This is a genomic window from Pseudorhodoferax aquiterrae (genome assembly GCF_014652235.1).
Taxonomy (GTDB): domain Bacteria; phylum Pseudomonadota; class Gammaproteobacteria; order Burkholderiales; family Burkholderiaceae_C; genus Pseudorhodoferax; species Pseudorhodoferax aquiterrae.
The window spans coordinates 256,425-268,516 of sequence record NZ_BMYK01000002.1 but is presented as its reverse complement, the minus strand read 5'-3'; the positions used below and the strand labels follow the sequence as shown (position 1 = coordinate 268,516).

7 protein-coding genes are annotated in these 12,092 nt (G+C 70.3%); 1 reads left to right on the top strand and 6 read right to left on the bottom strand.

Annotated elements, in window-relative coordinates:
* Positions 1–12: 12 nt before the first annotated feature.
* The gene (locus IE209_RS03805) at positions 13–1,902 is read right to left on the bottom strand and encodes a feruloyl-CoA synthase (protein WP_189685699.1); all 1,890 of its coding nucleotides are present in this window, start codon (positions 1,900–1,902) and stop codon (positions 13–15) included.
* Between the two features lie 24 nt (positions 1,903–1,926).
* Positions 1,927–2,700 carry a crotonase/enoyl-CoA hydratase family protein gene (locus IE209_RS03800; protein WP_189685698.1) on the bottom strand — a complete coding sequence of 258 codons (774 nt, stop codon included), beginning with the start codon at positions 2,698–2,700 and terminating at the stop codon, positions 1,927–1,929.
* Between the two features lie 105 nt (positions 2,701–2,805).
* On the opposite strand from IE209_RS03800, the gene IE209_RS03795 reads away from it, so the two are divergent.
* Positions 2,806–3,672 carry an amidohydrolase family protein gene (locus IE209_RS03795; RefSeq protein WP_189685697.1) on the top strand — a complete coding sequence of 289 codons (867 nt, stop codon included), beginning with the start codon at positions 2,806–2,808 and terminating at the stop codon, positions 3,670–3,672.
* A gap of 266 nt (positions 3,673–3,938) precedes the next feature.
* Here the strand turns inward: IE209_RS03795 and IE209_RS03790 are convergent, their stop codons facing one another.
* The 4 genes from IE209_RS03790 to IE209_RS03775 all read right to left on the bottom strand — a co-directional run bounded on the left by IE209_RS03790 (position 3,939) and on the right by IE209_RS03775 (position 12,085).
* On the bottom strand, positions 3,939–4,442 hold the full coding sequence (locus IE209_RS03790) for a PEP-CTERM sorting domain-containing protein (protein WP_189685696.1): 504 nt from the start codon (positions 4,440–4,442) through the stop codon (positions 3,939–3,941).
* Between the two features lie 76 nt (positions 4,443–4,518).
* Positions 4,519–5,043: a PEP-CTERM sorting domain-containing protein gene (locus tag IE209_RS03785; RefSeq protein WP_189685695.1), complete on the bottom strand. Its 525-nt coding sequence runs from the start codon at positions 5,041–5,043 to the stop codon at positions 4,519–4,521.
* Between the two features lie 88 nt (positions 5,044–5,131).
* Positions 5,132–7,054, bottom strand: a complete 1,923-nt coding sequence (locus tag IE209_RS03780; RefSeq protein ID WP_189685694.1) for a hypothetical protein — start codon at positions 7,052–7,054, stop codon at positions 5,132–5,134.
* Positions 7,055–7,063: 9 nt separating this feature from the next.
* The gene (locus tag IE209_RS03775; protein WP_189685693.1) at positions 7,064–12,085 is read right to left on the bottom strand and encodes a hypothetical protein; all 5,022 of its coding nucleotides are present in this window, start codon (positions 12,083–12,085) and stop codon (positions 7,064–7,066) included.
* Between the last annotated feature and the right edge of the window lie 7 nt (positions 12,086–12,092).

Here is a 12,092-nt window from a genome sequence, read left to right as displayed (position 1 = left end):
GGGTGGGTTCTCCTAACGCGGGGTGATGGTGTGGGGCAGGGTGCCGCCGTGCAGCGCCTGCACCGCGGCGTCGCGGTGCTTGAGCACGGCGCGCTGGTTGATCGAGCCCTTGTCGGTCACCTCGCCCTTGTCGATGGACGGCGGCTCGGCCACGAGCACGGCGCGCGCGATGCGGTTGGCGCTGCCGGTGGCGTCGGCTGCAAGCTTGTCGATCACGTGCTGGAAATGCGCCTGCACGGCGTGGTGCGCGAGCACCTCGGCCATGGGCGCGTCGGCCGGCAGCCGGGCCAGTTCGCGCACGGCCTGGGTCGGGAAGATCAGCGCACCGACTTCCTTGAGGTTCAGGCCCGTCAGCACCGCGTCCTGCACATAGGGCGCGCCGTAGGCCGTGATCTTGGCGCGCAGCGGACCCACGCTCACGAAGGTGCCCGTGGCGAGCTTGAAGTCCTCGGCGATGCGGCCGTCGAAGCGCAGGCCCAGGTGCGGGTTGGCAGGGTCGATCCACTCCACGGCGTCGCCCGTGCAGAAGAAGCCTTCTTCGTCGAAGGACTCGTGCGTGGCGTCGGGCATGCGCCAGTAGCCCGGCGTGACGTTGGGGCCGCGGTAGCGGATCTCGGTCTTGCCGTCGGTCGGCACGAGCTTGAGCTCCATGCCCGCCGCCGGCAGACCCAGGTCGCCCGTGGCCACCTGGGGCCGCGTGATGTACAGCGCGAAGGGGCCGGACTCGGTCATTCCGAGGCCCGTGCCCATCACCAGGCGCCCGCCGATCTCGGCCTCCTGGATGCGGTTGAGCTTGTCCCACACGGCCTGCGGCAGCGCGGCGCCGGCGTAGAAGAACATGCGGGCGCGCGACAGCAGGTTCCTGCGCAGCACCGGGTCCGTCTCCATCGCGTCGGCGATGGCCTCGAAGCCCGTGGGCACGTTGAAGTACACCGTGGGCGCGATCTCGCGCAGGTTGCGCAGCGTCTCGGCGATGCCGGCCGGCGTGGGCTTGCCCTCGTCGATGTAGAGCGTGCCGCCGTTGTCCAGCGCGATGCCGATGTTGTGGTTGCCGCCGAAGGTGTGGTTCCAGGGCAGCCAGTCGACGAGCACGGGTGGCTCCTCGCCCAGCGCCGGGATGGACAGCCGCATCTGCTGCTGGTTGGCGCACCACATGCGGTGGGTGTTGATGACGGCCTTGGGATTCTTGGTCGAGCCCGAGGTGAACAGGAACTTGGTGATGGTGCCCGGGTGGATGTGGGCCATGGCCTCGTCCACCGCGGCCGTGGGCACGGTGTCCAGCAACGCGGCCAGCGGCGTGCTGGCGCGGCCTTGCAGGGCACCTTCGCCCAGCACCACCTCCACATCGGCCGGCACCGTGGCGGCGATGGCCGCGGCATAGCGCGCATCGCTGGCGAACACGAGGCCCGGCGTCAATGTGCCCATCACGTGGCGCAGCTTCTCGTAGTCCTTGCTGACCAGCGCGTAGGGCGGCGACACCGGGCAGTGCGGGATGCCCACGAGCAGGCAACCGAAGGCCACGAGTGCGTGGTCCAGGCTGTTCTCCGCGAGGATGGCCACGGGCCGCTCGGCCGACAGGCCGCGCGCGAGCAGGGCCTGGCCGATGGCGCGGGCCTGGGCCAGCATGTCGCGGTACGAGAGATGCACCCAGTCGCCGCGCGTGCCATCCGCGCGCCTGGCGCGCTGCGCCATGAAGCTCCGCTCGGGCGTGGCCTGGGCCCAGTGCAGCAGCCGGTCCGTCATGCGGTGCGCATAGGGCGTGAGCGGTGTCTCGGCCTGCACGTAGCGCACGCCGCCTGCGGCCTCGCGGATGCTGGCGCGTGTCACGCCGAAGGCCAGCGGGCGGTATTTGGGCAAGGCTCCGCCCAGGCTGCCTGCGGCAGCCGCATCGTTCTGCGTCATGTCGTCCTCCGAAAAGGGGCGGGGTCAGTCTTTCGAGACCTTGGCGGCACGGCCTTCCAGGAAGGCGCGCACGCGTTCCTTGGCAGCGGGCGCATCCTGCGCGATGCCGGCCATCAGCGCTTCGGTGAACAGGCCGTGGTCGGCCGGCTGCTCGGCGATGCGGGGCAGGGCGTGCATGAGCGCGTAGTTGGTCAGCGGTGCATTGGTCGCAATGCGCTGGGCCAGTTCGATGGCCTTGGCCAGGGCCTGGCCCGGCGGCACGAGGTACTGTGCGAAGCCCGCGCGCTCGCCTTCGGCGGCCTTGTAGACGCGGCCCGTCATCATCATGTCGGTCATGCGCGCCACGCCGATCAGCTTGGGGATGCGCACCGAGCCGCCGCCGCCCACGAAGATGCCGCGCGTGCCCTCGGGCAGTGCGTAGAAGGTGGTCTCGTCGGCCACGCGGATGTGGCAGGCGCTGGCCAGTTCCAGGCCGCCGCCGACCACGGCGCCGTGCAGCGCGGCGACCACGGGCACGGTGCCGAACTGCACGCCATCGAGTGCCTGGTGCCACATGCGCGAGTGCAGCACGCCCTGGCCTGCGTCGCGCTCCTTGAGTTCCGACAGATCCAGCCCGGCGCAGAAGTGCTCGCCGGCGCCGTCGACCACCACCGCGCGCACGCCCTCGGGCAGGTTCTGGAAGCAGTCGCGCAGCGCGAGGATCAGGCCGTCGTTGAGCGCATTGCGCTTGGCGGCGCGGTTCAGACGCACGATGGCGATGTCGTCCTGGCGTTCGAAGGAAAGGTCGGGGTGGGTCATGATTGCATCCTGGAGGTGGATCGATTATGGTTATGAAAAATAACCAAATCAAGGCGATCGCGCCTGCCGAATTCCTAGTACTTACCCCTAGAAGCGGAGACCCCCGTGGACTGCACCAACCTCATCGCCATCGACACGCACACGCATGCCGAGATCAGCTGCTGGAACCCTTTCGACAACTACGGCGAGGAGTACGACCGCGCGGCCGACAAGTACTTCCGCTCCAGCCGCCGCCCGACCATTCAGGAGAGCATCGACTACTACCGCGAGCGCAAGATCGGCTTCGTGATGTTCGGCGTGGACAGCGAGTCCAACCTGGGCCGCCGGCGCATTCCGAACGAGGAGATCGCCGAGGCCGCGCAAAAGAACCCGGACATCATGATCGCGTTCGCGAGCATCGACCCGCACAAGGGCAGGATGGGTGCGCGCGAGGCGCGCAGACTCATCGAGGAGCACGGCGTGAAGGGCTTCAAGTTCCACCCCACGGTGCAGGGGTTCCACCCCTACGACAAGATGGCCTGGCCGATCTACGAGGTCATCAATGAGCACAAGCTGCCCGCGATCTTCCACACCGGCCACAGCGGCATCGGCTCGGGCATGCGCTGCGGTGGCGGCCTGCGGCTCGAGTACAGCAACCCCATGCACCTGGACGACGTGGCGATCGACTTCCCGGACATGCAGATCGTCATGGCGCACCCGAGCTTTCCGTGGCAGGACGAGGCCTTGTCGGTGGCCACGCACAAGCCCAACGTCTGGATCGACCTGTCGGGCTGGAGCCCCAAGTACTTTCCGAAGCAACTGATCCAGTACGCCAACACCTTGCTCAAGGACCGCGTGCTGTTCGCGAGCGACTGGCCGCTGATCTCGCCGGAGCGCTGGCTCAAGGATTCGGAGGAAGCAGGGTTCAAGCCCGAGGTGATGCCGGGCATCCTGAAGGGCAACGCGATGCGGCTGTTGGGCCTGGGGGCATGACGCCTCGCGCCCTTCTTGCGCACCACGGCAGCGCTGCGCCCTGGCCGTGCGCGGGCTGCGCAGCGGGCGTGGCGAGCAGCCGCGCGGCCACAAGCTCGGCTTCACGAGCCGCACGATCTGGGACTTGACGCTGCAGCTCTGCGAAGGCGAGGGCCAGATCGACCTGGCCGGCACCGTTCACCCGAGCATCGCGCCCGAGATCGCCTTCGGCCCGGCCGCCACGCAGCCCACGGCCGCAAGTGGGCTTGTTGATGTCGAAAACACCCTCAGTCCGATCTGCGCCGACGCAGGGCCGCTGCCGCGAGCAGGCCCAGGCAGGCCAAGGAAAGCGTGGCCGGTTCGGGCACCTCCTGGGGGGCGGGCTCCCAATTGACGATGGCGCCGCGGACGGTGTTCAACCAGCCGAGCGCGCGGAGATCGAGATCGACGGATCCGCTGGCCACCGCGACGCGCACCGAAAAAATGCCGTCGAACAAGGCCGCATCCCAACTGGTCCACGAGTTGATGGCCAGAGCCTGCGGGTCGCCGACCATGCCGCCCTGCATGTCGTGGTCCGCGAAGAACTCCCATGACCCGGCGGCCGCCGGGAGCGAATTGATGCCTGTGAGAATGCTCGCCGAGGTGAATGGCGGCGTGCCTGGCAGTGTGTTCGTCAGGTCCACGTTCCAGACCAGCTCCTGGCCGGCCTGGAGTGTGACCGGCGTCGCGAAGGCCGGGGGCACGCAGGCGATGGCGGCCGCAAGGACTGCATTGCGGAGGAAGTAGCTCATGGTGTCGCTCCTGTGTTGAGGTGATGCCGGGCGGCGCGCCGCATCGGCTTGGGTGGATCTGGTGCTGGCTGAAGGGCTACGTGTTGCGTGGGTGTCGGCGGCAACGCAATGCGCGACGACGCATGGCCGCTGCCGTCAGCAGGCCCAGGCAGGCCAGCGAGAGCGTGGTAGGCTCGGGCACCTCGGTGGCCTCCGGTTCCCACCTGACGACAGCGCTGCCGACGCCGTTCAAGTCGCCGCTCGCCCAGAGATCGAGATCGACCGATCCGCTGGTCACCGCCACGCGAACCGAGAAGATGCCGTCGCGCGCGGCTGGCTCCCAGAGGAGCAATGAACTGAGGTTCAGAGCCTGCACGCTGTCGAACATGGCACCTTGCATGTCGTGCTCGGCGAAGAACTCCCACGAACCGGTGGCGGTCGTGTTCGACGTGTCGTTCCCGATGCGCACAGACGAGAACGGTGGCGCACCCGGCAGCATGTTCGTCAAGTCCACGTTCCAGACCAGTTCCTGGCCCGCGTGGAGGGTGACGGGCGCGGCGAAGGCCGGGGCTGCACAAGCCATGGCTGCGGCGAGGACTGCATCGCGGAAGAAGTGGTGCATGGTGTCGCTCCTGGGTTGAGGTGGGGCCGTCTGGCGCGGGTCGTGGCGCGCTGCACCGGCATGGATGGATCTGGTGGGGACTGGCCGCCTATTGGCGTGCCGCGGCCTTCACGGCGACATCGAAGCGCAACTGGCTGCTGGCTTCGCCCCGGCCTGCGGTCTTGCTGCGGCCCACCCACAGCCAGCTGCGCCCATCGGCGCTGCGTGCGTACTGGAACGTGCGGCGCAGGGTTGCCCCGATGCGTGGGACCTCCTCTTCCTCCAGCCACTGCCGTTCGGCATCGGGCATCGGCCGGTCCGGATCCTGCCGCAGCAAATGGCCGCGCGGGTGGAACACGTAGGCGCGCACATGGACCGCATCGGCCACCGGTAGCGGGGTGATGAAGTTCGGCTGCGCGTCCAGCCCGTCCAGGAAGTCGCTGTAGGCCGGATCGGGCCGACCCAGCGCCGCGGGCGCGGGGTAGAAGCGCTTCATGCCCGCGCGCTCCAGGTGGATGTCCACAGGCGCGCCTGGCTGCAGCCCCTGGCGCCGCACCGGCAACAGCGGCGTCCAGTTCGCGGGGACGGGCGTGGCCAGGCGGTACACGACCTGGGGGTCACCTGCAGCGAAGTCGAGCTGCTGCTGAAAGGCCAGGGCCCTGGCTTCCTGGTCGCGGTCCAATGGCTCGCCCGACGTGCCTTGCACCTTCTTTTCGATCGCCCATGCCAGGTTGGCCATCTCGTCGCGCACCACCAGGGTGTGTTCGAGCGGTGCGCCGTGCAGCACGTCCTCCACGCTGTCGGGCAGGAACAAGGCGTTGCCGAGATCGCCTGGCAGCCGAGCCGGGTGCGTCAGCGTGAACATGTGCCAGGGCGTCTGCGCGTTGTCGGCAACGGCGCCAGGCGTGCTGGTCACGCCGAAACTGTCGATGACCTGAAAGCTGGTGACCGCGTACAGCGCGCCCACAGGCAAGCGCACCGGCAGCATGAACCAGTCGTTGCCGAAGGTCAGCGCGAATTCGCTCACGCTCAGGCGCAGCAGGTCGGTGGCGCCGGCCTCGGCACCCGCGAAGTTGACCCTGCCGTCCTCGAATTCCCAGTAGCGGTCGGCCGGCATGCCGGGGTAGCGCACCGGCGACGGATGGCGCTGCGCGACAGCGAAGGTGGTCTGCCGCGGCCTGACGCGCGACACCATCGGCTCGGCCTGGAACTCCTCCCAATCCACATGGCCGTCGGTGTACTCGGCCGCCTCCAGGGCGACAGCGCCGGTGCCGAGCGCGAAGGCGTACTCGAAACGCTCGCCTTGCCAGGCCGGGTTGTCGGCCGCGCCCTCGAAGACCAGGCCATCCAGCCAGGCCAGCCAGGTGTCCAGAATGCCCAGGGCCGAGCCGTCCATGGCCGACAGGGATGCGGGCAGACCGGTGAGCCGGCGATCGGCGCCGCGCAGCGGCTCCAGGTCGCTTGCCAGGGCCTGGGCATCGACCGTGCGGCCGTGCAGCACGCTGGACCAGAGCAGGCCGGCGGGGTCGGCGGCCGGATCGGCGGGTGTTGCCAGCGTCAGCGGATACGCCTGCAGCACGGCATTGCGCAATGCGGGGCCGGCGCGCCGCAGCAGCTGCAGCCCGGCTTCGCCGCGCAGGCGGGGGTGGCGGCGCCAGACGGGTTCGGCTTCGACCCGCGCCTGGATCGGCGCACCGCCGGCCGGCAGCATCTTCCACGGCTGTGCGTCCTTCTTGCTGCCGGGGCGGAACTGCCGTACCGGGTTGCCGGTGACCGTGCACGAGACCGACAGCGGGGTGCCGGCGTCTTCGCCCTGGAACTCGTTGAACTGCCATTGCCGGGCGAGCATCCACAAAGGGTCGGCCACAGCGGCCTGCAGGCCTTGCTGCAGGCCGATGGTGGTGGGCTGCGTCTCCAGGCGCGTGAAGCCGGTCACGGACGGCGGGGCCACGCCGGCTGCCGCCAGCGCTGTCCAGTTCCCGACGGCGCTGGGCGCCACGCTGCGCTGGTCGCTTTTGAGGATGAGGGCCATGTCGCTCTCCTAGATCTTGCCCAGCGGCACCACACCAGAGGCCTGCTGCGCCATGCCCAAGTGACTCGCCTGCAGGTTGACCCAGGCCTTTTGCGTGAGGTCCAGCCAGCGCACGCTGGGCAGCGCATCGGTCAGGTTTTGCGGCAGGCGGTTGGCCGGCAGCAACTCGCCCAGGCCGCTGCCCAGATCGCGCGGGCGCACGGCCCGCAGGCGCGCCAGCCTGAACGCCTCGTGCACGGTGTCGACCACCTGGTCGAATTCCCAATGCGCCTGTTCGGCGTGCGGCGGAACGGCCAGCAGAATGCTCTGCGGCGGCCGTGCGCCCGGCGCGTCGTGGTGGAAGGCAATGCCCGCGGTCTGGAACCGGTCGGGCACGGTCTCCGGCCACTCGTCGCAGACGAAACCGGCCAGTGGCGTGTCGGCCTGCACGGGCGCGCGGCCGCCCGGCGTATGCAGCGCCAGCGCCAGGCTGGGCCTGGGCCAGTCGCGGCTGAACTGCTGGAATGCCGTGCCTTCGCCGGCAATGAAGTCGCGCAGCTCCTCGGGCACCTTCTGAAGATCGGCAACGGTGCCCACTGCCTGTGTCCAGGCGTGCGGCAGCGCGGCCCAGGCCCGGCCCGGGACGTGCGGATACTGAACGACCTGGAAGTCGCCAGGGGCGCTGAAGTCCACGAGCGTCTCGTGCGCTGCCAGCGCGCCGGCAAAACGGTCCAGGCCCTCGCGCACCCGTGCCATGCCGGTCATCCAGCCGGTCACCTGCCAGGGATCGTTCAGGGTCAGCGCATCCTGGGCGGCCAGCGCGTCGTTGAACGCGGCGGCATAGCCGCCCAGCGTGAAGCGTGGCAGGACCGGAAAGCCGCGCCCCAGCAACAGGCGGATCTGGTCCAGCGCACGCTGCACCTGCTGGCCATGCGTGGGCGGTGGCGCATCGTCCGCCGGTGGCGGGGGGTCGAGTTCCTGCAGCCGCGCCTGGAGCAAGGCGGCCAGCGCTGCGCGCGCGGCGTCGGCGCGGGCTGCGCGGGTGGACGGATCGGACTGCGGCGCATCGATGGCAGCCACCTGCGGCGGCCAGCTGGCGGCGGGCAGGAAGTCCTCGAACGCGACCAGTTGTGCCAGCAGTGCGTCGGCGCCGGTGCTGGCGGCCAGGGCGTCCTTGGCGGCGATGAAATCGGCGCGCAGATGGGCCGCGCGGGCCTGCAGTTCGGCCAGGTCCACGCCCGGATATTCCCCTTGGTCGGGCAGCAGCTGTTCGATGCTGTCCTGCGGCACGGCCAGGTCCTTGCGCGTGGCCGGGTGCATGTGGTCGAGCACGGCGCGCAGCGTGGTGCAGAGTGCTTCGAGCGCACCCAGGCCCGGCGCGCCGGAGGCGTCGCCATCGGGCAGGATGTCCAGGCCGGTCACGCTCGCTGCGTCGGCCAGCTGCTGCGACAGGGCCTGCAGCAGCCGTGCACGCAGACCGGTGTCGCCATGGCGCGCCTGCGCTGCGCCGGCCAGATCCGTCGCGCCCAGCACCACGCTCAGGGCCGACCAGCCGAGCGCCTGCAGGCCCAGCACGAGGGGTTGCGCGTCCATTGCGTCGCCGCGGTGCACGCGCGCGGCGATGCGCCAGCGCGAAGGCGCGCCCAACATGTGGGCCAGCCAGGCCTCCAGAGCGGGTTCGGCGCGTGAGCGCCGGTCCGAGGGCCAGGCCGACGCCGTGTCCAGCGGGCACAGCACGGCGAAGCGCTGGGTGTACGCCACGCCGCTGCGCGGCGTGCGCGCCACCTCGGGCGCGATCGGCCGGCTCTGCTTGTCCACGATGCCCATGGCCGCGCCGGCGCGCTCGAAGTTGCCCTGCACGATCTGGTGCACGCCTTCGGCCATCAGCAGATCGGCCACGGCATCGGCGAGCGCGATCGCATCCTGCAGCGCGTGTTCGAAGGCTTCGCGTTCGGCGCTCTGCAATCCGCCTTCGGCATTCGGGGGGTCGGTGCGCAGCAGGCCCAGGAAGGGCCGGGTCCCGTTGACCTGGATTCCGGACAGGTACAGGCGCGCCTCGTTGTTCCCCTCCTGCCACGCCGCCAGCAGTGCCACGCCATCGACCACGTCGCGTGCAGCGACCGCCTCGGCCGGTTCGTCCCCGGGCCCCGTGCCGGCCGGCCGCCAGGGGTAGGCCAGGCGCAGTGGCCAGATCAGCCTGCCCAGCTGCGCATCGCGCAAGGCGCGCTCGATGCGGTAGCCGTACAACGCGGCCAGCGGCTGGTCCTGTGTGAGGCCTTGCAGGATCTCCTGGGCGCGGCGTGTGCGGCGGCTGTCCAGCTGGATCTGGAAGGCATCGCCGTCCTCGTTCGTTGCCGCGCCGCCACTGCGGTTGGCGATGGCCCCGCTGCGCAGGATGGCGGCCGTGGCGGCCTGGGCCAGAGAGGGCGCCAGGATATGCCCCTCGCTGGCGGGCCGCACGTTCGGCCGCAACTGCTCGACCCAACCGAAGCCGCCCACGTACAGGCCGCCGGGCTGGCGTCCGCGGACCAGGGCCAGGCGACGGCTGGCGCGCGCGGTGTACCAGGCGTCCAGGCGGTACGAGAAGACGTCCAGCGTACCGCGCAAGGCGATGTTCAGCTCACCCACCGGGCGCGTGGCGAGCTCGGCCAGGCTGCTCTTGACGGCCGCCACGCTGCGCACTTGCGGACGCAGCTCGCGCACCGAACCGGCCAGCAGGTCCTGCGGCAAGGCCAGGATGCGAACGGACTCCGTCCCTGGCCCGCGCACGGGTTCGGCGCCTGCAGTGGCCGGACGGCCCAGGGCCAGGCTCTGCATCACGTACTCGCCGAGCGTCTGGGTCCCCGTCACGTCCGGCAGCACCAGCTGTTCCAGCTGCTGCGGCGTGTGCAATTCGACACCGGCGGCGGTCGGCTCAGGCCGTTCGACATGGACCGTCTGTGCGGCCCATTGGCTGGTCGCCTTCTCGACAAGGACGCTCTGCACGGCGAAGCGCTCGGCCGCGTCGTGGCGCTCCAGGTCGACCGAGAAGGCCGCCAGCGACTGCAGCAGGGCCGGGCCGCTCTGGAACTGCTTGAGCAGCAGGTCGGCCGTGCGGGCGGGGCCGCCCAGCACCTCGGCCATGCGCGCGAGGTAGTTGCCGGCGCCTGCGGGCAGCGGGCTGTCGGGCGCGGCTTCGCGCGTCGGCAGCGCGGCATCGGCCAGCACCCAGGGCACGCCGGCCAGCTGCTTGGCCCGATGCGGCGGGTCGGCCAGGAACAGGCGGGTGACGATGGGGGTGCTGTCGAAGTTCGCGGCACCATAGTGCAGGAAGATGCGGCGGGCCAGCATGTTCGGCTGCGTGCCGAAGGGCGTGGTGTAGTAGGACGCTCCGCCCACGGCCTCGTCACGGTAGTACGCCACCTGCGACCACGGAGCGGTCTGCAGCATGTCCTTGGCTTTGTCCATGTCGCCGGTGCGCAACAGTGGCACTTCGGCGCGTGCCAGTTCCCACATCGGCCGCAGGAAGGCCAACAGCCTGGAGATGCCCAGCTCTGCCGCCGTCGCGCCGGCTTCGGTGTAGGCGCTGCCCACGACAGGCAGCACGCCATAGGGCTGCTTGCCCACGCGCAGCACCGGCAGGGCCCCGGCCGGCCGCACGTAAGCGACGGCGTACTCGCGCAGCGCATACAGGGTGGCCGGTCGGATGTGCATCTGGCGCTCGCTCGCGTCCTCCAGGTTCCACAGCGACATCAGGTAGTTGCCGATGGTGCCGCGCCACAGCACGTTCATCATGTGCAGCGCGGTGCGCTGGTCGCGCAGATCGGCGCCGGCGATGCCGTCGGCGCCGATGCTGTCCTCGGCGATGCCCAGGGCATGGCAGAGCAGTTGCAGTGCGTCGCTCTGCTGCGGCGCCGCGGACTGGGCCGTATCGGTGGGCGCGGCATGCTCGGCGCTGGGGCTGTAGCCGGACGGCGCGGCCTCGGTGTTGTTGGTCGGCGTGCCGGGCGGCACGAAGCCCAGGCCTTGCGAATCGCGCTGCGCGGCCAGCAGTGCGCCCACTTCGGCGGCGGTCTGGGTCGCATCACGGCTCCAGTCCAGACCGACCACGAGCAGCCGCACCAGTGTGTGCGTGGCCAGCTGGAACCAGGGCACGGTCACGTTCTGCTGCGTGACCTGCAAGGCCATGCCCCGGGCGAGGGCTGCGTCGAAATCCACCATCCATCGCCGCTCGCCATCGACCAGGCCCTCTGCGTGTTCTTCCAGGCTTTCCCAGTCTGGCGACATCGGCAAGGTGTCCGGGACGTTGCGTCCCCACACCCGGAACACCTCCACCTGCGTGCCGAGCTTGGGTTCGGCGGCGTAGCCGATGGCGCACCAGCGGACCGGCAGCAGGCGTGCGTGCGTGGCCTTGGCGCGTGCGTCGATGGCCGGCACCTCGGGGAACTGCGGCATCGCGCCGGGCTCGCCGGCCTGCGCGGCATTGAGCGGCGTCAGCGCGCGCTCGACCCACCGCGCGCGGCCACGGCCCAGCGCCTGTACGAGGTCGCGCTGCGCTTGGGCCTCGCCTTGCCGTGCGAAGCGTGCCTGCCAGAGCGCCGTGCCGGCTTCGCGTTCGGCGTCGGTCAGCCCGTCGGCATGGTGCACCACGTGCAATGTATCGGGATAGATGCGCACGCGCAGCGCGGTGCTGGCGTTCGCATCGGGGACGTAGCGCGTTTCCAGCCGCACCGGGAACATGGCGATCGGCTGGCTGCCGTCCAGCGCCTGTGCCATCGCTTCGGGGCCCTGCCGATGCTGCCATTGCTCCAGCTTGCCGATGCGTTCCGCCAGTGTGCGCTGCAGCGTCTCGGCGCGCTGCCGCGCCGCGCCGCGCTGCGTGCGCAACTGCGCCAGCTCCGCTTGCAACGCGGCCAGCTGCGACGCCGAGGCCGCATTCGTGCGCTGCAGCGCCCGCGCCTGCGCGGCCTTGTGCGCCAGTTGCACGTCCAGCGTGCGTTGTTCCCTGGCCATGCGCTCGAGCTCAGCGCGCAGCGTGTTGATCTCGCTCAGATCGAGTTCCAGGCGTGGCATGTGCGCT

Bases quoted from the DNA above. Each gene is read 5' to 3' on its own strand.
- IE209_RS03805 (WP_189685699.1), bottom strand. From the start codon at position 1,902: ATGACGCAGAACGATGCGGCTGCCGCAGGCAGCCTGGGCGGAGCCTTG.
- IE209_RS03800 (WP_189685698.1), bottom strand. From the start codon at position 2,700: ATGACCCACCCCGACCTTTCCTTCGAACGCCAGGACGACATCGCCATC.
- IE209_RS03790 (WP_189685696.1), bottom strand. From the start codon at position 4,442: ATGAGCTACTTCCTCCGCAATGCAGTCCTTGCGGCCGCCATCGCCTGC.
- IE209_RS03785 (WP_189685695.1), bottom strand. From the start codon at position 5,043: ATGCACCACTTCTTCCGCGATGCAGTCCTCGCCGCAGCCATGGCTTGT.
- IE209_RS03780 (WP_189685694.1), bottom strand. From the start codon at position 7,054: ATGGCCCTCATCCTCAAAAGCGACCAGCGCAGCGTGGCGCCCAGCGCC.
- IE209_RS03775 (WP_189685693.1), bottom strand. From the start codon at position 12,085: ATGCCACGCCTGGAACTCGATCTGAGCGAGATCAACACGCTGCGCGCT.